The sequence below is a fragment of the Achromobacter deleyi genome (genome assembly GCF_016127315.1).
In the GTDB taxonomy this organism is placed as follows: domain Bacteria; phylum Pseudomonadota; class Gammaproteobacteria; order Burkholderiales; family Burkholderiaceae_B; genus Achromobacter; species Achromobacter insuavis_A.
Genome location: NZ_CP065997.1, coordinates 2,167,883 through 2,188,134, shown reverse-complemented (window position 1 = coordinate 2,188,134; position 20,252 = coordinate 2,167,883). Strand labels below are relative to the sequence as shown.

The following is a 20,252-nucleotide window of genomic DNA, read 5'->3' as shown; positions in this document are numbered from 1 at the left end:
TAGAGGCAAGCACTTGGACAATACCCCTGAAGTACGCCACGCCGATCTGCGCGGCAAGAACGTGGTGATCACCGGCGGCGCCAAAGGCATCGGCTACGCCACGGCCGAGGCGTTCGTGCGCCAGGGCGCGCGGGTGGCGCTGCTGGACATGGATCCGGTAGCGCTGGACGCGGCCGTGGCCGGGCTGCGCGCGGCCGGCGGCGAGGCCCTGGCCGCGCAGGCCTCGGTCACCGACGCCGACGCCGTCGAACGCGCCTTCGCCCAGGTCGAGCAGGCCTGGGGCGGCATCGACGTGCTGGTCAACAACGCCGGCATCTCGGCCAACAAGCCATCGCTGGAGGTCACGCCCGAGGAATGGCGCCGCGCGGTCGACATCAACCTGACCGGCGTATTCCTGTGCGCCCAGGCCGCGGGCCGCCGCATGGTGCCCAAGGGCGAGGGCTGCATCATCAACCTGGCCTCCATGTATGGCGTGGTGGCCGCGCCCGACCGCGCCGCCTACTGCGCCACCAAGGGCGCGGTGGTGCTGCTGACCGAGACCCTGGCGGTGGAATGGGGCCCGGCGGGCGTGCGCGTGAACGCGCTGGCGCCCGGCTACGTCGAGACCGACCTGGTGCGCGACCTGGCCGCGCGCGGCCGCCTCGACCCCGAGCGCCTCAAGCAGCGCACGCCGCTGCGGCGCCTGGCGCAACCGGCCGAAATGGCCGACCTGGCGGTGTTCCTGGCCTCCAGCCAGGCCGCCTACATCACCGGACACACCCTGGTGGCCGATGGCGGCTGGAGCCGCTACAGCTACCTTTAGGGCCTGTTCACACTAAAAGGAGCCTCGCATGAGCACCCAAATGAGCGCCTATCAAGGCGCAAAGCGCCGTCGTGGCGGGACCACGGCGAGCATTTGCAACGCAGAGAGGCGCTCATTTGGGCGCTCACCCTTCGGGCAGGCCGGTAATCGGCCGCCAGGCGTCGTTGCGCTCCCCTTGCGTGGCACGGCCACGCGGCGGAGACCGCGCCTAGCCTGGCGGCCGATTACCGGCCTGTGCGAGGCTCCTTTTAGTGTGAACAGGCCCTAACGCATCGACGCTTACCTACATTCTGGAGATTCATTCATGGCCACCTACCAACCGCTTGGCTCCCAGGCGCCCTGGCGGCAACTGACGGTCGAGGCCTCGGACTGGCAACAGGCCGACCCCGCGCTGCTGGCCACCATGCTGACGCAGCTGCACTGGATCCGCGCCTTCGAGGAAGCGGTGCTGGACTTGGCCGCCGAAGGCCTGGTGCACGGCCCCGCCCACTCGTCGGTCGGCCAGGAAGGCGGCGCCGTCGGCTCGGTGCTGGCGCTGGGCGCCGGCGACCAGATCAACGGCTCGCACCGCGGCCACCACCAGTTCCTGGCCAAGGCGCTGCAACACGTCGCGCCGCTGGGCCTGGACCCGCGCAACCCGCTCACGCCCGCCATCGACGAAGTGCTGCACAAGACCCTGGCCGAGATCATGGGCCTGGCGCAAGGCTACTGCCGCGGCCGTGGCGGCAGCATGCACCTGCGCTGGCTGGAAGCCGGCGCGCTCGGCACCAACGCCATCGTCGGCGGCGGCGTGCCGCTGGCGGCCGGCGCGGCCTGGGCCCATCACCACGCCGGCACCGACCGCGTGGCGGTGACGTACTTCGGCGACGGCGCCGTCAACATCGGCTCGGTGCTCGAGACGATGAACCTGACCGCCGCGTGGAAGACGCCGCTGTGCTTCTTCATCGAGAACAACCGCTACGCCGTGTCCACCACGGTCGAGGAATCAACCGCCGAGCCGCGCCTGTCGGCCCGCGGCCAGGCCTTCAACATCCCGGCCTGGCAGGTCGACGGCATGGATCCGCTGGCCGTGCACCTGGCCATGTCGGAAGCCGTGGCGCACATGCGCGCCGGCAACGGCCCCACCATCATCGAGGTGGACGTCTACCGCTTCTTCCACCAGAACGGCCCCTTCCCCGGCAGCGCCTTCGGCTACCGCAGCAAGGACGAAGAGGCGCAGTGGCGCCGCCGCGATCCGCTCGACAAGATCGCCGCCGAGATGATCGGCCGCCAGCTCATCACCCAGGCCGAAGTCGACGCCCTGCGCCAGCGCTGCAAGGACGTGATGAAGGACGTGTCGGGCCGCCTGACCGAGGCCGCCGACGGCGGCAAACGCCGCGTGCGCGCCGACCTGTGGCCGCGCCCCGACTTCCGCGACGTGGGCCTGCGCAGCGACGGCTCGGAACTGGCCGATCTGCGCTACCAGGACGCCGCCGACTACGCCGGCGCCCGCGCCGAGCGCAAGTTCGTGGACGCGGTGGCCGACGTGCTCGACCGCCGCATGGAAACCGACCCCGGCGTGGTGGTGCTGGGCGAGGACGTACACCGCCTGAAGGGCGGCACCAACGGCGCCACCCGCGGCCTGAAGGACAAGTACCCCGACCGCGTGCTGGGCACGCCGATCTCCGAGAACGCCTTTGCCGGCCTGGGCGGCGGCCTGGCCATGGACGGCCGCTACAAGCCGGTGGTGGAATTCATGTACCCCGACTTCATGTGGGTCGCGGCCGACCAGATCTTCAACCAGATCGGCAAGGCCCGCCACATGTTCGGCGGCGACATCGACGTGCCGTTCGTGCTGCGCACCAAGGTCGCGATGGGCACGGGCTACGGCTCGCAGCACTCGATGGACCCGGCCGGCGTCTTCGCCACGGCCCCGGGCTGGCGCATCGTCGCGCCGTCCACGCCGTATGAGTACATCGGCCTGATGAACACCGCGCTGGCCTCCAAGGACCCGGTGCTGGTGATCGAGCACGTCGACCTGTACGCCTCGTCGGGCGAGGTCCCCGACGGCGACCTGGACTACGCCATTCCGTTTGGCAAGGCGCGCGTGCGCCGCGGCGGTTCCAAGGTCACGGTGCTGACCTACCTGTCGATGGTCAGCCGCGCGCTCAAGGCCGCCGAAGAGACCGGCGTCGACGCCGAAGTCATCGACCTGCGCACGCTGGACCGCGCCAGCCTGGACTGGGACACCATCGGCGCCAGCATCCAGAAGACCAACAACGTGCTGATCGTCGAACAGGGCGCGCGCGGCACCTCGTACGGCGCCATGCTGGCCGACGAGATCCAGCGCCGCTACTTCGACTGGCTCGACCAGCCGGTCAAGCGCGTCACCGGCGGCGAGGCCTCGCCCAGCATCTCCAAGGTGCTGGAACGCGCGGCCTTCGCCGACACCGAGGAAGTCACCGCCGGCCTGAACGACGTGCTGGCCGACCTGGGAGAGCGCGCATGAGCGCCGCCCTGCGCATGAGCGTGCCGATGGAAGTCGGCATTTGCTGCGCCGACCTGGACGCGCAGCTGGCGTTCTACACCGAGGTGGTCGGCCTGGCCCTGGTGAACCGCGTCAGCGTGCCGGCTGACAAGGCCCGCGCCACCGGCCTGACGCAGCATGGCTATGACGTGGCGCGCCTGCAGACCTCGTATGGCGAGCGCATCAAGCTGTTGCAACCGGCCGTGGCGCCGGAGCCGGCGGTGCGCGGCGCCGCCATCCTGGACCGCCAGGGCAACGCCTACCTGACCTTCATCGTGCACGACCTGGCCGGCACCGTCGAGCGCCTGCGGGCGCGCGGCGTGGCCTTCGACAGCGACCCGGCGCCGATGGAAGTGCGGCCCGGCACCTGGCTGGCCTTCTTCCGCGACCCCGAAGGCAATGTGCTGGAACTGGTCGAATACGACGACCCGGCGGCCTACCGGCCTGACCTGGCCGTGCGCGCAGAATAGGACGAACTACACGTGGCACACCTTATCAAGCTCCCCTCCGTCGCGGCCGATGCCGACGTCGGCACGCTGCACCAGTGGCTCAAGCAGGAAGGCGACACGGTCGCCGTGGGCGAGGCGCTGGCGGAAATCGAAACCGAGAAAGCGATCGTCGAGATCAACACCGAACACGCGGGCGTGCTCGGCCGCATCGTGGTGCAGGCCGGCCCGGCGTCGGTGCCGATCAACACCGTGATCGGCGTGCTGCTGGCGCCTGGCGAAGACGCCAGCGCGATCGACAAGGCGCTGGCGGAACACGGCGCGGGCGCCGCGCCGGCCGGGGCATCGGCCGCCGCAGCAACGGCTGCCGCAACATCGGCTGCCTCGGCAACGGCCCCCGCAAGCGCTCTCGCTCCGTCCGCGACGGCCGGCGCCGCCGCACCGGCCTCGCCCGACGCCGCCATTGCCCCCGGCACCCGCCGCTTCGCCAGCCCGCTGGCGCGCCGCCTGGCCGCGCAATGGCACGTCAACCTGCTCGAAGTGCAAGGCACCGGCCCGCGCGGCCGCATCGTGCGCCGCGACGTCGAAGCCGCGCGTGACCGCGCCCCCGTTGCCGCCGCGCCCCAGGCCAGCCGCGCCGCCGGCCGCCGCGTGCCGCATTCCGGCATGCGCCGCGCCATCGCCCGCCGCCTGACCGAAAGCAAGCAGCAGGTGCCGCACTTCTACCTGACGGTGGATTGCCGCATGGACGCCTTGCTGGCCCTGCGCGCGCAGGCCAACCAGGGGGGCGCGGTCAAGCTGTCGGTCAATGACTTCATCGTGCGCGCCGCCGCCCTGGCGCTGCGCGAGGTGCCCGAGGTCAACGCCAGCTGGCACGATGACGCCATCGAATTCCACGCCGGCGCCGACATCAGCGTCGCCGTGGCCACCGACGGCGGCCTGGTCACGCCCATCGTGCGCGACGCCGACGTCAAGCCGCTGTCCGCCATCGCCGGCGAGATCGTCGAGCTGGCCGGGCGCTCCAAGGTCAATCGCCTCAAGCCCGAGGAATTCACCGGCGGCTCGCTGACGGTCAGCAACCTGGGCATGTACGGCATCAAGCAGTTCGCCGCCATCATCAACCCGCCGCAGGCGGCGATCCTGGCGGTGGGCGCGGCCGAACGCCGACCCGTGGTGGACGACAACGGCGACCTGCAGGCCGCCACCGTCATGACCGTGACGCTGTCGGCCGACCACCGCGTGGTGGACGGCGCCGTCGGCGCGCGCTGGCTGGCCGCCTTCCGCATGCTGATCGAAAACCCCGTGCGCATCCTGCTGTGAGCCTCGCCATGACCAAGACTTCGTTTGACCTGGTGGTGGTCGGCGGCGGCCCCGGCGGCTACGTGGCCGCCATCCGCGCGGCGCAGCTGGGCCTGTCCACCGCGCTGGTGGAGCGCGCCGAGCTGGGCGGCATCTGCCTGAACTGGGGCTGCATCCCGACCAAGGCGCTGCTGCACAGCGCCACCGTGCTGCGCGCCTGCCGCGAGGCCGATCACTACGGCGTGACCGGCGCGGGCGCGGCCCGGCCCGACCTGGCCGCGATGGTGGCGCGCTCGCGCAAGGTCGCCGGCCGCCTGGGCCAGGGCGTGGCGCACCTGATGAAAAAGAACGGCGTCACGGTCTTTGCCGCCAGCGCCAAGCTGGCCGGCGGCGGCCGTGTCGCGCTCGACAACGGCCCCACGCTGTCGGCCCGCCACATCATCCTGGCCACCGGCGCGCGCGCCCGCGAGCTGCCGGCGCTGCCGGTGGGCGAGCGCATCTGGGCCTACCGCCAGGCGCTGACGCCGCCGGCGATTCCCAAGTCCCTGCTGGTGGTGGGCGCGGGCGCGATCGGCGCCGAGTTCGCCAGCTTCTACCGCGCGGTCGGGGCGGAAGTGACGCTGATCGACATGACCGCCGATATCCTGCCGCAAGAAGACGCCGAGATCTCCGCGCTGGCGCGCAAGGCCTTCGAGAAGCAAGGCATCCGCGTGCTGACGCAGTGCGCGGTCAAGTCGTCCAGCCTGACGGCCACGGGCGTGAAGGCCGTGCTGGAGCAACAGGGCAAGCAGTCCGAACTGGAAGTCGAGCGCGTCATCGTGGCCGCCGGCATCGTCGGCAACGTCGAGGACCTGGGCCTGGAACACACCCGCGTCAAAGTGGAGAAGACCCACATCGTCACCGACGGCCTGTGCCGCACCGCCGAGCCGGGCGTCTACGCCATCGGCGACGTGGCCGGCGCGCCGTGGCTGGCGCACAAGGCCAGCCACGAGGCCGTGCTGTGCGTCGAAGCCATCGCCGGCCTGCCGGCGCATGCGCTCGACCCGCTGCGCATCCCCGCCTGCACCTATTCGCACCCGCAGGTCGCCAGCATCGGCATGACCGAGGCCCGCGCGCGCGAGCACGCCAAGGCGACGGGCGGCGAGATCCGCGTCGGCAAGTTCACCTTCGCCGGCAACGGCAAGGCCATCGCCATGGGCGAGGACCAGGGGCTGGTGAAGACGGTGTTCGACGCCAGGACCGGCGAGCTGCTGGGCGCGCACATCATCCACCCGGAGGCGTCCGAGCTGATCGCCGGCTACGGCGTGGCGGCGGCGCTAGAGGCCACCGAGGAAGACCTGATGCACACCGTGTTCGCGCATCCGACCCTGTCGGAAACGCTGCACGAATCGGTGCTGGCGGCCTTTGGCCGGGCGCTGCACGGCTAAGGCAGGCGGCAACGCGCAAGGCGTCTGGCGCGGACCCTTATCGGCCGCGCCAGACGCCCGTCTTCACAACCGGCTGGCGAAGAAATCCAGGAAGCAGGCGATGCGCCGCGACAGCTGCGTGTTGCGGTAGTACACCGCGTGCATCGGCTGCAGGTAGTCGGTGTGCAGGTCTTCCATGATCCGCACCAGGCGCCCTTCGATCAGATCGTCGCGCGACACGAAGTCCGACAGGCAGGCGATGCCCACGCCGCGCAGCGCCAGGTGCCGCTGGGTCTCGCCGCTGGAGGTGGCCAGCGTGGGCGTGGCCAGATAGGTGGAGCCGCCCGCGTGGCGCAGCGGCCAGACGTTCAGGCTCTCGGGCTGGGTGAAGCCCAGCAGTTCGTGGCCGGCCAGGTCCTCGACGGTGCGGGGCACGCCGCGCCGCGCCAGGTAGTCCGGGCTGGCCATCAACCAGCGCGGCCGCGGCCGCATGGGCCGCGCATGCAGCGTGGAATCGTTCAGCGGCCCCATACGCAAGGCCACGTCGGTGCGATGCTCGATCAGGTCGACGATGCGGTCGTTGCTGGTCAGCTCCAGCGAGATCGCCGGGTACTCGCGGCGAAAGTCCGCCACGTGCGGCACCACGCAATGCAGCATCACGGGCACCGAAGCGTCGACGCGCAGGCGGCCGGCCGGCTGCTGGTTGACGATGCGCATGCATTCCTCGGCCTCTTCCAGCGACTGCACGATCTGGCGCGCCTTGTGCAGGAAGTGCGCGCCTTCGGCCGTGAGTTCCATGCGCCGCGTGGTGCGGGTCAGCAGCGTCACGCCCAGGTCTTCCTCCAGGCGCGACAGGCCGCGGCTGACGCCGGACGCGGTCTGGCCCAGCATTTCGGCGGCGGCGCTCATCGAGCCGGCGTCGACCACGCCCAGGAACAGCCGCAGGGCCTCGGAATTGAGCGCCATTTTTGACTCCGGATCACAAGTATCCGGATTTTATCGCGCGCCGCCGCCGCAATTGCGCGGTGCCCTGGCCGACGGCGGGGTTATCCGGCAGCGCGGACGCAAAAGAAAAGCGGCGCACGCGGCGCCGCTTTTTTCACTGCATCGACCCGCGGCCGATCAACGCTTCTGCTTGAGCTGCGACAGGTCGCGCACCGCGCCGCGGTCGGCCGAGGTGGCCAGCGCCGCGTAGGCCTGCAGGGCCTGCGACACCACGCGCTCGCGGCCCACCGGCAGCCAGCCGCCATCCTCGCGCGCGTTCATCGCGGCGCGGCGGCGGGCCAGTTCCTCGTCGGACACGGCCAGGTGCATCTTGCGGTTGGGGATGTCGATCTCGATGGTGTCGCCCTCTTCCACCAGGCCGATGGTGCCGCCCTCGGCCGCCTCAGGCGACGCGTGGCCGATCACCAGGCCCGACGAGCCGCCCGAGAAACGGCCATCGGTGAACAGCGCGCAGGTCTTGCCCAGGCCCTTGGACTTCAGGTACGACGTGGGATACAGCATTTCCTGCATGCCGGGGCCGCCCTTGGGGCCTTCGTAGCGGATCACCACCACGTCGCCCGCCACGACCTTGTCGCCCAGGATGCCCTCGACGGCGTCGTCCTGGCTTTCGAACACGCGCGCGCGGCCGGTGAAGACCCACTGCGATTCATCCACGCCCGCGGTCTTGACGATGCAGCCCTTCTCGGCGAGGTTGCCGTACAGCACGGCCAGGCCGCCGTCCTTGGAATAGGCGCTTTCCTTGCTGCGGATGCAACCGGTCTGGCGGTCGGTGTCCAGCGTCAGGAAGGTGGCGTCCTGGCTGAAGGCCACGGTGGTGGGGATGCCGCCAGGGGCCGCGCGGTAGAACTTCTGCGCCGCTTCGCCGGCGCCGCCGGCCACGTCCCATTGCGCGATGGCGTTGCCCAGCGTGCCGCTGTGCACGTTGCCGCAGGACAGGTCGAGCAGGTCGGCGCGCGCCAGTTCACCCAGGATGCCCAGGATGCCGCCGGCACGGTGCACGTCTTCGATGTGGTACTTGTCGGTGGCGGGCGCGGCCTTGCACAGGCACGGCACCTTGCGCGAGATGCGGTCGATGTCGGCCATGGTGAAGTCGACGCCGGCTTCCTGCGCCGCGGCCAGCAGGTGCAGCACGGTGTTGGTCGAGCCGCCCATGGCCACGTCCAGCGCCATGGCGTTCTGGAACGCGCTCTTGGTGGCGATGTTGCGCGGCAGGACCGACTCGTCTTCCTCGACGTAGTAGCGGCGGCACAGGTCCACCACCAGGCGGCCGGCCTGCTCGAACAACCCCTTGCGCCAGGCGTGCGTGGCGACGATGGTGCCGTTGCCCGGCAGCGCCAGGCCGATGGCCTCGGTCAGGCAGTTCATCGAGTTGGCGGTGAACATGCCGGAACAGGAGCCGCAGGTCGGACACGCGCTGCGTTCGACTTCGGCCACTTCGGCGTCCGACACCTTCGGGTCGGCGGCCTTGATCATGGCGTCGATCAGGTCGATCTTGGCGATCACCTTGCCGTCGGTCGGCGACTTGACCTTGCCGGCTTCCATCGGGCCGCCGGACACGAACACCACCGGGATGTTCAGGCGCATCGCGGCCATCAGCATCCCCGGGGTGATCTTGTCACAGTTCGAGATGCAGACCATGGCGTCGGCGCAGTGCGCGTTGACCATGTATTCGACCGAGTCGGCGATCAGTTCGCGCGAGGGCAGCGAATACAGCATGCCGCCGTGGCCCATGGCGATGCCGTCATCGACGGCGATCGTGTTGAATTCCTTGGCGACGCCGCCGGCGGCCTCGATTTCCTTGGCGACCAGCGCGCCCAGGTCGCGCAGGTGCACGTGGCCCGGCACGAACTGCGTGAACGAGTTGACCACCGCGATGATCGGCTTGCCGAAGTCTCCGTCCTTCATGCCGGTGGCGCGCCACAGGGCGCGGGCGCCGGCCATGTTGCGGCCGTGGGTCGAGGTGCGGGAACGGTAGTGCGGCATGATCTTGTCTCAGGCTATTAGCGTGGGCGGCAAAACGGTAAATAATACGCTGGTTCCGGCCGGCAGCGGCCGCAGGCCGCCCCGAGGCCGCCTGGCGGCCATCAGGCGGACGCCGCGCCGCGCGCCGCGAAGGCGCTGGGCGGCTCGCCCAGGGCCTTGCGGAACATGGCCGCGAAGGCGCTGGGGCTCTCGTAGCCCAGATCCAGGGCCACATCCAGCACCCGTTCGCCGCGCGCCAGCCGCTCCATCGCCGCCAGCAGCCGCGCCTGCTGGCGCCAGCGGCCGAAGGTCATGCCGGTGTGGCGCAGGAACAGGCGATGCACCGTCTTGGGATCCACCCCCAGTTCCCGCGCCCAGTCGGCCGCGCCCGCCTGGCGCTCGGGGTGGCGCACGATGGCGCGGCAGATGCGCGCCAGGCGCGGCTCGGACGGCTGCGGCAGGTGCAGCGGCAGCACCGGCTCCTGCTTCAGTTCATCCAGCAGCAGCATCATCAGGCGGCCGTCGCGGGTGCCGGGCTGCCAGTCCAGCGGCACCGCGGCCGCCGCCACCATCAGCTCGCGCAGCAGCGGCGAGATCGACAGCACGCAGCATTCGTTGGGCAAATGCGAGGCCGCGCCCGGCTCGACGAACACGGTGCGCATGCGCGGCTCGCCACTCATGCGGATGGCGTGCGAGACCCAGGCCGGCACCCAGACGCCGCGCGTGGGCGGCACCACCCAGATGCCCGCGTCGGTATCCACCACCATCACGCCCGAGATGGCGTACACCAACTGCGAACGGCGGTGGCGATGGCGCCGCACGCGGTGCCCGTCCTCGTAATCCACCGCCAGCGCGGCCACCGGCCGCTGCGAGGACTCGTACGGAAACAGGTCCAGATCCGCGGGCTTGCGCGATCCGGACGGGCGAGGCGGGGGTTTGGGTTTGTCCATTTCTCGACGATCGATGTCTGGCTGGCGGTAGACGGTCTGTTCCAGTGTACCTATCCTGCCTGCATTCCCGCCGATTTTCCCCGTTGTCCGCGTTCCGATCATGCGTCTTTTCCCCCGCTGCTCCGCCCCCTGCGCCGCTTTCCGCGGCCGGCGCGCGCGCGTGGTCGGGAAATCGGACGCCATCATGGTTCCGCGCGCCATTCCGGACGCGCGCCCCCTTTGCCCGATCGCGCCCGCCGTCCTGCCGACGCTACGACTAGCGCGCGGTTGCCGGGCCTTGCGCCCCGTGGCCGCCCGGCAGCCCCGGGCCCTCTGACGGGTCCGTCCGCCACCTCCCTTGCCCGACCGCCGCCGCAGACCGGCGGCCCCAGACGCCGCGCGCCGCGCGGCCGGAGGTTTCCATGCTCGACCATCCCCAACACAAGTACCGCCCCGTCCAGCCCTTTGCACGCGACTACGCCGAACGCCAGTGGCCGGCCCGCCGCCCGAGCGCGCCGCCCATCTGGATGAGCACCGACATGCGCGACGGCAACCAGGCGCTGATCGACCCGATGGACGCGGCCCGCAAGCTGCGCTTTTTCGAACAGCTGGTGGCGGTGGGATTGAAGGAGATCGAAGTCGCGTTCCCGTCGGCGTCCGACACCGACTTCAATTTCGTGCGCAAGCTGATCGAGGAGCGCCGCATTCCCGCCGACGTCACCATCGAAGTGCTGACCCAGTCGCGGCCCGACCTGATCGCGCGCACCTTCGAATCGCTGCGCGGCGCGCCGCGCGCCATCGTGCACCTGTACAACCCGATCGCGCCGCAATGGCGCCGCATCGTGTTCGGCATGAGCCGCGCCGAGATCAAGGAGATCGCGCTGGCCGGCACGCGCCAGATCCGCGCCCTGGCCGACACGCACCCGGAAACGACGTGGATCTACCAGTACTCGCCCGAGACCTTCAGCCTGGCCGAACTGGATTTCGCGCTGGAGGTCTGCGACGCGGTCAGCGCCATCTGGCGCCCGACGCCGGCGCGCAAGATGATCATCAACCTGCCGTCGACGGTGGAATGCACCAGCGCCAACGTCTACGCCGACCAGATCGAATGGATGCACCGCCGCCTGGCGCGGCGCGACAGCATCGTGCTGAGCGTGCATCCGCACAACGACCGCGGCACCGCCGTGGCCTCGGCCGAACTGGCGGTGCTGGCCGGCGCCGACCGGGTCGAAGGCTGCCTGTTCGGCAATGGCGAACGCACCGGCAACGTCGACCTGGTGACGCTGGCGCTCAACCTGGACCGGCAGGGCATCCCGAGCGGCCTGGACTTTACCGACATGGCCGCCGTGCGCGACTGCGTCGAGGCCTGCAACCAGCTGCCGGTGGACGTATTCCACCCCTATGCGTTCACGCCCGCAGCGCCAGCAACGCCTCCTGCAGGTGCCGCAATCCTCGGCTGAGCGGCTTGTCCCGGCGCACCACGATGGCCAGGGTGCGCGCCAGGCGCGGCGCCAGCGAGCGCACGGCCAGGCTGTCGCGGTGGCCGGCGCCGCTCACCGCCAGCTTGGGCAGCACCGCGCAGGCCAGGCCGGCGGCCACGATTTCCTTCATGGCCTCGGTGCTGCCCAGTTCCATGACCGGCTTGGCCGCCATGCCGGCTTCCTCGAACCAGTCGTCCACCAGCCGGCGGGTGCGCGCGCCCGGCTCGAACAGCACCAGCGGCAACGCCGCCAGCGCCTGCGGCGTAACGGTAGCGGGAATCGCGAGGGGGCCGCGCGCCGGAAAGATGGCGACGAACTCGTCTTCCAGCACCGGCGTGACCTCGAACATGCGGCCCGGCGCCGGCAGCGTCACCAGGCCGATGTCCAGCGTGTTGTTCTCCAGCCCGCGCAGCATGTCGGCGGTGTTGCCGGTGCTGGCCACCACGTCCAGCGCCGGGAAGCGGCGCCGCAGGCCGGCCAGCAGCGGCGGCAGCAGATAGGTGCAGGCGGTGGCGCCGGTGCCCAGGCGCACCCGCCCGGTCACCTGCGAGGCGTGCGCCGTCATGGCCTGCTCGGCCTGCGCCAGCGCCGTGTCGATCGCGCGGATGTGGGTCAGCAGCTCCAGGCCGGCGGCGGTCGGCCCCGCGCGGCGGCCGACGCGTTCCACCAGCTTCAGGCCGAAGCGGCGCTCCAGCTGGCGCACCTGCAGGCTGACCGCCGGCTGGGTGATGCCGCCCCGTTCGGCGGCGGCCGAGAAACTGCCCAGTTCGATCACCTGCGCAAAGGTGCGCAGGGCGTCCAGATTGAGTCCGCGCATGGCTCGCTTCCCCGCTTATTCAAAACGCTTGTTCAAAGTTTTACTTATGAAAATCATAATAGACCAAAGCTTTATTTATGCATTGCCTTGCGCCACACTGGCGGCTGGTTTTTCACCCCTCGATCTCCTTCCTCGCCGCCCCCCCGCCATGCCGCAATCCGCCGCCTCCCTCCTGATCCGCGACAGCGTCGACGCCGACCTGCCCGCCATCAAGTCCATCTACGCGCACCACGTGCAGCACGGCACCGCCTCGTTCGAACTGGAACCGCCGTCGATCCAGGAAATGCGCCAGCGCCGCGCCGGCGTGCTGGAAAAGGACATGCCCTACCTGGTGGCCGAGATCGACGGCGAAGTGGTGGGCTACGCCTACGTCACGCCCTACCGCCCGCGCCCGGCCTACCGCCACACGGTCGAGGACTCGGTCTACGTCAAGGACGGCCGCGCCGGCCAGGGCATCGGCGGCAGGCTGCTGGGCGCCCTGGTCGAGCGCTGCGCCGCGGCCGGCTGGCGGCAGATGCTGGCGGTGGTGGGCGACAGCCGCAACGCCGCCTCGCTGGCGGTGCACGCGCGCCAGGGCTTCCATCCGGTCGGCACGCTGCGCTCGGTGGGCCACAAGCATGGCGAATGGCGCGACACCGTGCTGATGCAGCGCGCGCTGGGCGAAGGCGACAGCACGCCGCCGCAGCGCCCATGATCGCCACCCGCGCGGTGGTCTGCCTGGGGCTGACGCAACTGGTCGGCTGGGGCGTGACGTTCTACCTGGTCGGCGCGCTGGGGCCGGACATGGCGGCCGACCTGGGCTGGAACCCGGCCACGATCTACGGCGGCTTCTCCTGCGCCATCGTGGTCATGGCCCTGGTGTCGCCACTGGCCGGTCGGGCGGTCGACCGCTGGGGCGGCCACCGCGTGATGCCGGCGGGCGCCCTGGTGGCCGCGGCCGGCTGCGCCGTGCTGGCGGCCGCGCAGGGCGTGGCGGCGTACTTCGCCGCCTGGACGGTGCTGGGCGTCGGCATGCGGCTGTGCCTGTACGACGCGGCGTTCGCCTCGCTGGCGCGCGCCGCCGGCCCGACCGCGCGGCGGCCGATGTCGCAGATCACGCTGTTCGGCGGCCTCGCCTCGACAGTCATGTGGCCCGTGGGCCATGCGCTGTCGGGCTGGCTCGGCTGGCGCGGCGCGGTGCTGGCCTATGGCGCGCTGGCGCTGGCGACCCTGCCGCTGTACCTGGCGCTGCCGCGCACGCGCTACGCCGCGCCGGCGCAAGCGGCGGGGCAGGAAGGCGCCACCGGCCTGACGCGCACGGTGTCCGAACGGCGCCTGGCCGGCACACTGTACGCGGTCATCGCCATGCTCACCAACTTCCTGGCGGCCGGCAATGCCGCCCATCTGATCCCGCTGCTGTCCGGACTGGGCCTGGCCAAGGCGCTGGCGGTCAACGTCGCCGCCTTGTGGGGGATCGGCCAGTTCGCCTCGCGGCTGGCCGACGTCGCGCTGGGGTCGCGCCTGCATCCGCTGACCCTGACCCTGGCGGTGGCCGCCCTGCTGCCGCTGAGTTTCACGCTGGCGCTGTTTTCGGGCGGCCATCCCGCCACCCTGGCCGCCTACGCGCTGTTGTATGGCGCCTGCAACGGCCTGCTGACCATCACCCGCGGCACCCTGCCGCTGGCGCTGTTCGACTTCCGTCGCTACGGCGCGGTGGTCGGCGGCCTGCTGATGCCGAGCTTCCTGCTGACCGCGGCCGCGCCGGTGACCTACGCCTATGTGGTGGAACGGCACGGCGCGCCCGCCGCCATGGGCCTGTCGGCGGGGCTGGCCGGCGCCATCCTGGCCGCGGCGCTGGCGTTGCGGTGGCGCTTCATTGCCCGGACGCGGAGCTGAGCGGCGCGCCGCCATCACGCAACGTCACGGCCGGGGCCAGGCGCTCGCGGGCACGCGCCATGCCGGCGCGGCGCCAGCGCTGCTCGGCCAGCGCGGCGGCCAGTTCATCACCGGTGCCGGGCCGGAAGAACAGAAAGCCCTGCAGCAGGTCGCAACCCGCCTCGCGCGCGGCGCGGCAATGCGCCTCGGTCTCGATGCCCTCGGCCACGGTGGCGATATCCAGGTCGCGCGCCAACTGACAGATCGACGTCAGCACCTTCTGCGCGTCCGCCTGTCGCGCGGCGCTCCAGACAATCGACTTGTCCAGCTTCAACCCCGCCAGTGGCAGCGTCGACAACCATTCGAGGTTGTTGTAGCCCTTGCCGAAATCGTCCAGCCAGACCTGGATGCCGCGGCTGGTGAACGCCTCCAGCATGGAACGGATGTCGGCGGATCCGGCATGCAGGGCCGCTTCTTCGGTGAGCTCGATGCGGATATCGCCGGGCGCCAGGCCGCACGCGGCGATATCGCGCAGGATCGCGCCGACGACATCGCGGCGGGCGAAGCTCTGCGGCGAGATATTGATGTTCACCGCAAACCCTGAACCGTGCGCTGCCTGCCGCCAGCGCGCCTGGTCATGGGCGATGGTGTGCAGGCCCCAACTGATCAAGGCCTGCGCCGCCTCTGGGACGCCCACTTCGCGCAACAGGCCATCGATGCCCATCGTTTCGCCGCCCGCCGCGCGCCATCGCAACAGGGCTTCGGCGCCGACAATCTCCAGATCCGTGGCGGTGACGATGGGTTGGTAATGGAATTGCAGGCGGTCGCCCTGGAGCGCGGCCAGCAGCGGCGACGCGGCGCCCTCTTTCCGGATCACCGTGGATTCGTGGCCTTCGCCGCCGCCGTCCTGGGCCAGCGCGGCCGAGAACGCATACCCCTTGCCGCGCAGGCTGCGGATCGGAATGGCCATGCCGGCCGCTGCGCCCTTGCGCTTGAGGCGGCTGATGACCAGGTCCAGCGCACGGCCATTGCCGGCGATGTCCAGGCTGGCAACGGCGAAATCCGCGCGACGGATGATCCGCTCGGGATGGCCGTACATGCCCTTGAGCACCGCGCGTTCCATGGGCGTGAGGTTGACGCCCGGACCGCCCGGCGACATCAGCGTCCATTCGTTGTCGCACAGGCGCCAGCTCTGCTCCGCCACGGCCGCCGCCACCACGTCCGACCGACGCGGCGCGGATGCCGCGGCGGGCTGGCACAAGTTCAGCTTGCGCTGTGCCGACTGGATCGCCGCCGCCACCTCGCTGTAGCTGATGTTGGCGCCGTAGCAACTGTCGGCGCCGGCCAGCAGCGCGTTGATCCGCACCGCAGGGCTCTCGATATGGCGGATGGCGATGATGGTCGATTGGGCGAAGCGCGCGCGCAACTGGCCGATCGTGATGTCCAGATCCCGCGGCAGGCACAGGTGCACCTGGATGTCGCCGGCATGGCGCGCCGGCGCCGGTTCCTGGAGCGATACGGGATTCAGGACGAAACCGATCTGCTCGAGCGAATCGGAGATGCCTTGCTTGGCGAATTCGTTATCGAAAATAAGGATAATGCGCGACCGATGCATGATGATTGAGCCCTGGGTAAAAACGCTTTCCATCGAACGGTATTGAAATGTTTTTTTGCATCTCCATACCTGGAACAGGGTCGCAAAAAAAGAGCGCTCAATCTCTCATGTTGCCGCGTAAAGTCGAAAATCATTGAATTCCATTCATTTTTAAATGAATGGAATTCAATATATCGAAATAAAAATCACCGGTGGGTGAAACGTAGCGACACGCGCGCGGCTACTGTCCGCGCGGTTTCTGACGCCATTGCGGCGCAAGTCGGCAATGCGCCGCGGCGGGCCGCCGGGTGCTTTCAGAAGGGGGATCGTTGTCGGGTTGCCGCGGGCGGAAGGCTCAAGCCGCGCCCTGTGCCTGCCATTTGTCCCAGCCGGCGCGGCGCAGCTTGCAGGCCGGGCATTCGCCGCAACCATAGCCCCAGGCATGGCGCGCGCCGCGCTCGCCCAGGTAGCAGGTATGGCTTTCCTCGACGATGGTGTCGACCAGCGCGTCGCCGCCCAGGTGCTTGGCCAGCGCCCAGGTTTCGGACTTGTCGATCCACATCAGCGGCGTCTCGATGGTGACGCGGCTGCCCAGGCCCAGGCCCAGCGCCACCTGCTGCGCCTTGATGGTGTCGTCGCGGCAATCGGGATAGCCCGAGAAATCGGTTTCGCACATGCCGCCCACCAGCACGTCCAGCTGGCGCCGATAGCCCAGCGCCGCCGCCAGCGTCAGGAACAGCAGGTTGCGCCCCGGCACGAAGGTGTTGGGCAGGCCGTTGGCCTGCATCTCGATGGCGCGGTCGCTGGTCATGGCGGTGTCGCCCACCTGGCCCAGCACCTTCAGGTCCAGCAGATGGTCTTCGCCCAGGCGCGGCGCCCAGTGCGGAAAGCGCGCGCGGACGTCGCGCAGCACGTTCAGGCGCGCATCCAGTTCGATGCGATGGCGCTGGCCGTAATCGAACGCCACGGTTTCCACATGGGCATAGCGGTCCAGCGCCCAGGCCAGGCAGGTGGTGGAATCCTGGCCGCCCGAAAACAGCACGAGCGCGCGACGTTGGTGATTCAGCATAAAAGGGGGTTTCTGCAAAGACAAAGGGATAGAGCCAGACTTTACCGCAGCCGGCGGCCTTGCCCGTAAGGAAGCCTGCGTAAAATCGGTGACGTTCTCGTTCACGGTTTACCAGCAGCGCGCATCACCCCACCCTCCCTTTCCCAGCAGCCCGACGGATCTCCCGCCCGATGAATGCCAGCCGCCCGCAGTCCGATTCAGCAGAACCCTTGCGTCACGATATCCGGCTGTTAGGCCGATTGCTGGGCGAAGTCATCGCCGAATGCGAAGGCAAACGCGTCTTCGACACCATCGAGACGCTGCGCCGCACCGCCGTCAAGTTCCGCCGCGAAGGCAACGCCGCCGACGGCAAGCTGCTGGAGCAGCGCGTCAAGCACCTGCAAGGCAGCGACCCCAACTCGGTGGCGCGCGCCTTCAGCTATTTCCTGCACCTGTCCAACATCGCCGAGGACCGCGACCAGAACCGCAGCCAGCGCGCCCGCGCCCTGGCCGGCGACGCGCCCGCGCGCGGCAGCCTGCGCGACGCGGTGCAGGCCCTGGGCCGCCACGGCGTGACGCCCGCGCGCATCCGCCGGCTGCTGGCCGACGCCTGCGTCATGCCGGTGCTGACCGCCCACCCCACCGAAGTGCAGCGCAAGAGCACGCTGGACGTGCATCGCGAGATCGCCGCCGCGCTGGTCCAGCGCGACAACCCGCTGACGCCGGAAGAACTGGCCGAACTCGACGCCGCCCTGCTCGGCCGCGTGGCCACGCTGTGGCAGACGCGCATGCTGCGCTACACCCGCCTGACGGTGGCCGACGAGATCGAGAACGCGCTGTCGTACTACCGCAGCACCTTCCTGCAGGTCATCCCGCGCGTCTACGGCGACCTGTCCAAGCTGCTCAACCGCGACGCCAAGCCGTTCGGCGCCCCGCCCCCGCCGCTGGAGCCGTTCCTGCGCATGGGCAGCTGGATCGGCGGCGACCGCGACGGCAATCCCAACGTCGACGCCGACACGCTGGAACGCGCGCTGCTGCGCCAGGCCACCGTGCTGTTCGAGCACTACCTGCAGGAAGTCCACGCGCTTGGCGCCGAACTGTCCATCACCACGCTGCTGATCGCGGTCGATCCGGCACTGGTGGCGCTGGCCGAGCATAGCGGCGACGACTCGCCGCATCGCAGCGACGAGCCCTACCGGCGCGCGCTGGTCGGCGTCTATGCGCGCCTGGCCGCCACCGCGCTGCGCCTGACCGGCCAGAACCTGGCCCGCCGCAGCACCGTCGCGGCGCAACCCTACGACACGCCGCAAGAGCTGTCCGCCGACCTGGCCGTCATCGCCGCGTCGCTGGCCGCGCACCATGGCGCCCCGATCGGCAAGCTGCGCCTGGCCGGCCTGCAGCAGGCCGTCGAAGTGTTCGGCTTCCATCTCGCCACGGTCGACCTGCGCCAGAGTTCCGACGTGCACGAACGCGCCCTGGCCGAGCTGTTCAGCCGCGCCGGCGCCACCCACGACGGCCAGCCGCTGGACTACCTGGCGCTGGACGAAGACGCGCGCGTGGCGCTGTTGCGCGCCGAACTGGCGCAGGCGCGGCCGCTGGCCTCACCCTGGATCGCCTACAGCGAAGACACCACGCGCGAACTGGCGGTGCTGCGCGCCGCCGCCGCCGGCCGCCAGCGCTACGGCAAGCAGGCCGTGCGCCAGACCATCGTCTCGCACACCGAAACGCTCAGCGACCTGCTGGAAGTGATGGTGCTGCAAAAGGAAGCGGGCCTGATCGCGCCCGCCGGCCAGGAGATCGCGCCGGAAGACGGCCTGATGGTGGTGCCGCTGTTCGAGACCATCCCCGACCTGCAGCGCGGCGCCGACATCATGGCCGCCTGGCTCGACCTGCCCGAGATCCGCGAGCGCGTGAAGCGGGCCCAGAACGGCGCCCAGGAAGTCATGCTGGGCTATTCCGACAGCAACAAGGACGGCGGCTTCCTGACCTCCAACTGGTCGCTGTACCAGGCCGAACGCGCGCTGGTCGACGTGTTCTCCAGCCGCCACGTGCGCCTGCGCCTGTTCCACGGCCGCGGCGGCTCGGTGGGCCGCGGCGGCGGCTCCAGCTTCGACGCCATCCTGGCGCAGCCGCCCGGCACCGTGGCCGGCCAGATCCGCCTGACCGAGCAGGGCGAGGTCATCCAGAGCAAGTACAAGGACGCCGAGGTCGGCCGCTGGCACCTGGAACTGCTGGTGGCGGCCACGCTCGAATCCAGCCTGGCGCCGCGCGCCGAGGCCACCAGCGCCGAAGACGCGCACATGGCGCAGCACGGCCCGGCCATGTCGTTCATGTCGGAGAGCGCGCAGCGCAGCTACCGCGGCCTGGTCTACGACACGCCGCGCTTCGCCGAGTATTTCTTCGCCGCCACCCCCATCGCCGAGATCGCCGGCCTGAACATCGGCTCGCGCCCAGCCTCGCGCAAGAAGGGCCAGCGCATCGAAGACCTGCGCGCCATTCCGTGGGGCTTTTCCTGGGCCCAGTGCCGCCTGATGCTGACCGGCTGGTACGGCATGGGCTCGGCCATCGAGGCCTATCTGGAAACCGGCGCGCCGGGGGCGCCACGCTCGCAGCGCGGCCGCCTGGCCCAGTTGCGCGAAATGGCGCGCGACTGGCCGGCCTTCCGCACCCTGCTGTCCAACATGGAGATGGTGCTGGCCAAGTCCGACCTGGCCATCGCCGCGCGCTATGCGCAGCTGGTGCCGCAGCGCGCGCTGCGCGAGAAGATCTTCGGCATGATCAGCGCCGAGCACGGCCGCACCCTGGCCATGCTCAAGCTGCTGACGCGGCGCGAGCTGCTGGCCGACAACCCCGCGCTGCAGGCCTCGCTGCGCGAGCGCTTCGCCTACATCGACCCGCTCAACTACCTGCAGGTCGACCTGATCCGCCGCCACCGCGCGGCGCAGAAGTCGCCCGCCGCCGAGGCCGACGAACGCGTGCAACGCGCGATCCACCTGACCATCAACGGCATCGCCGCCGGGTTGCGCAATTCGGGTTGAGGCCAGGGGGCGCGGGACCACGGCCGGGCCCCGCGCCCGGCCGCGCATTGCGGGGGCGCAGGCAT

General features: G+C 70.3%; 15 protein-coding genes. 9 read left to right on the top strand and 6 right to left on the bottom strand.

Annotation, left to right across the window (positions count from 1 at the left end):
- The first annotated feature begins 13 nt into the window (after positions 1-13).
- From I6I07_RS09895 to lpdA, 5 genes are all read left to right on the top strand, one after another.
- A complete protein-coding gene (locus I6I07_RS09895; RefSeq protein ID WP_063583638.1) occupies positions 14-802 on the top strand; it encodes an SDR family NAD(P)-dependent oxidoreductase in 789 nt (262 codons plus the stop codon).
- 304 nt (positions 803-1,106) lie between these two features.
- A complete protein-coding gene (locus I6I07_RS09890) occupies positions 1,107-3,290 on the top strand; it encodes an alpha-ketoacid dehydrogenase subunit alpha/beta (RefSeq protein ID WP_198486501.1) in 2,184 nt (727 codons plus the stop codon).
- Positions 3,287-3,778, top strand: a complete 492-nt coding sequence (locus I6I07_RS09885) for a VOC family protein (RefSeq protein WP_198486500.1) — start codon at positions 3,287-3,289, stop codon at positions 3,776-3,778. Before I6I07_RS09890 ends, I6I07_RS09885 begins: the two co-directional genes overlap by 4 nt.
- A 12-nt stretch (positions 3,779-3,790) precedes the next feature.
- The gene (locus I6I07_RS09880) at positions 3,791-5,074 is read left to right on the top strand and encodes a pyruvate dehydrogenase complex dihydrolipoamide acetyltransferase (protein WP_198486499.1); all 1,284 of its coding nucleotides are present in this window, start codon (positions 3,791-3,793) and stop codon (positions 5,072-5,074) included.
- Between the two features lie 8 nt (positions 5,075-5,082).
- A complete protein-coding gene (lpdA, locus tag I6I07_RS09875; protein WP_198486498.1) occupies positions 5,083-6,480 on the top strand; it encodes a dihydrolipoyl dehydrogenase in 1,398 nt (465 codons plus the stop codon).
- A 63-nt stretch (positions 6,481-6,543) separates the two neighbouring features.
- Here the strand turns inward: lpdA and I6I07_RS09870 are convergent, their stop codons facing one another.
- The 3 genes from I6I07_RS09870 to I6I07_RS09860 form a co-directional block, all read right to left on the bottom strand.
- Complete coding sequence (locus tag I6I07_RS09870) at positions 6,544-7,425, bottom strand: LysR family transcriptional regulator (protein ID WP_198486497.1); 882 nt, start codon at positions 7,423-7,425, stop codon at positions 6,544-6,546.
- 156 nt (positions 7,426-7,581) lie between these two features.
- The gene (gene ilvD / locus I6I07_RS09865; protein WP_061073128.1) at positions 7,582-9,447 is read right to left on the bottom strand and encodes a dihydroxy-acid dehydratase; all 1,866 of its coding nucleotides are present in this window, start codon (positions 9,445-9,447) and stop codon (positions 7,582-7,584) included.
- Positions 9,448-9,548: 101 nt separating this feature from the next.
- Complete coding sequence (locus tag I6I07_RS09860; RefSeq protein WP_198486496.1) at positions 9,549-10,376, bottom strand: AraC family transcriptional regulator; 828 nt, start codon at positions 10,374-10,376, stop codon at positions 9,549-9,551.
- A 401-nt stretch (positions 10,377-10,777) separates the two neighbouring features.
- Between I6I07_RS09860 and I6I07_RS09855 the strand changes: the two genes are divergently transcribed.
- Positions 10,778-11,815, top strand: a complete 1,038-nt coding sequence (locus I6I07_RS09855) for a 2-isopropylmalate synthase (RefSeq protein ID WP_198486495.1) — start codon at positions 10,778-10,780, stop codon at positions 11,813-11,815.
- Here the strand turns inward: I6I07_RS09855 and I6I07_RS09850 are convergent.
- Positions 11,763-12,653, bottom strand: coding sequence for a LysR family transcriptional regulator (locus I6I07_RS09850; RefSeq protein WP_198486494.1), 891 nt, complete (start codon positions 12,651-12,653; stop codon positions 11,763-11,765). The genes I6I07_RS09855 and I6I07_RS09850 overlap by 53 nt on opposite strands.
- Before the next feature lie 148 nt (positions 12,654-12,801).
- Here I6I07_RS09850 and I6I07_RS09845 point away from each other — a divergent pair, with 148 nt between their 5' ends.
- Together I6I07_RS09845 and I6I07_RS09840 are read left to right on the top strand one after the other, a co-directional pair.
- Entirely contained in the window at positions 12,802-13,347 is a 546-nt protein-coding gene (locus I6I07_RS09845) for a GNAT family N-acetyltransferase (protein WP_198486493.1), read from the top strand.
- A complete protein-coding gene (locus I6I07_RS09840; RefSeq protein ID WP_198486492.1) occupies positions 13,344-14,528 on the top strand; it encodes an MFS transporter in 1,185 nt (394 codons plus the stop codon). Before I6I07_RS09845 ends, I6I07_RS09840 begins: the two co-directional genes overlap by 4 nt.
- Here the strand turns inward: I6I07_RS09840 and I6I07_RS09835 are convergent.
- Positions 14,506-16,122: an EAL domain-containing protein gene (locus I6I07_RS09835; protein WP_232626009.1), complete on the bottom strand. Its 1,617-nt coding sequence runs from the start codon at positions 16,120-16,122 to the stop codon at positions 14,506-14,508. The genes I6I07_RS09840 and I6I07_RS09835 overlap by 23 nt on opposite strands.
- A gap of 334 nt (positions 16,123-16,456) precedes the next feature.
- Positions 16,457-17,170: a 7-cyano-7-deazaguanine synthase QueC gene (gene queC / locus I6I07_RS09830; RefSeq protein WP_198486490.1), complete on the bottom strand. Its 714-nt coding sequence runs from the start codon at positions 17,168-17,170 to the stop codon at positions 16,457-16,459.
- A 170-nt stretch (positions 17,171-17,340) separates the two neighbouring features.
- Between queC and ppc the strand changes: the two genes are divergently transcribed.
- The gene (gene ppc / locus I6I07_RS09825) at positions 17,341-20,187 is read left to right on the top strand and encodes a phosphoenolpyruvate carboxylase (protein ID WP_198486489.1); all 2,847 of its coding nucleotides are present in this window, start codon (positions 17,341-17,343) and stop codon (positions 20,185-20,187) included.
- Positions 20,188-20,252: the final 65 nt, after the last annotated feature.

Coding starts and splice junctions, on each gene's coding strand:
- I6I07_RS09855 (WP_198486495.1), top strand. CDS start 10,778: ATGCTCGACCATCCCCAACACAAGTACCGCCCCGTCCAGCCCTTTGCA.
- I6I07_RS09850 (WP_198486494.1), bottom strand. CDS start 12,653: ATGCGCGGACTCAATCTGGACGCCCTGCGCACCTTTGCGCAGGTGATC.
- I6I07_RS09835 (WP_232626009.1), bottom strand. CDS start 16,122: ATGCATCGGTCGCGCATTATCCTTATTTTCGATAACGAATTCGCCAAG.
- queC (WP_198486490.1), bottom strand. CDS start 17,170: ATGCTGAATCACCAACGTCGCGCGCTCGTGCTGTTTTCGGGCGGCCAG.
- I6I07_RS09870 (WP_198486497.1), bottom strand. CDS start 7,425: ATGGCGCTCAATTCCGAGGCCCTGCGGCTGTTCCTGGGCGTGGTCGAC.
- ppc (WP_198486489.1), top strand. CDS start 17,341: ATGAATGCCAGCCGCCCGCAGTCCGATTCAGCAGAACCCTTGCGTCAC.
- I6I07_RS09860 (WP_198486496.1), bottom strand. CDS start 10,376: ATGGACAAACCCAAACCCCCGCCTCGCCCGTCCGGATCGCGCAAGCCC.
- I6I07_RS09885 (WP_198486500.1), top strand. CDS start 3,287: ATGAGCGCCGCCCTGCGCATGAGCGTGCCGATGGAAGTCGGCATTTGC.
- I6I07_RS09890 (WP_198486501.1), top strand. CDS start 1,107: ATGGCCACCTACCAACCGCTTGGCTCCCAGGCGCCCTGGCGGCAACTG.
- ilvD (WP_061073128.1), bottom strand. CDS start 9,447: ATGCCGCACTACCGTTCCCGCACCTCGACCCACGGCCGCAACATGGCC.
- I6I07_RS09840 (WP_198486492.1), top strand. CDS start 13,344: ATGATCGCCACCCGCGCGGTGGTCTGCCTGGGGCTGACGCAACTGGTC.
- lpdA (WP_198486498.1), top strand. CDS start 5,083: ATGACCAAGACTTCGTTTGACCTGGTGGTGGTCGGCGGCGGCCCCGGC.
- I6I07_RS09845 (WP_198486493.1), top strand. CDS start 12,802: ATGCCGCAATCCGCCGCCTCCCTCCTGATCCGCGACAGCGTCGACGCC.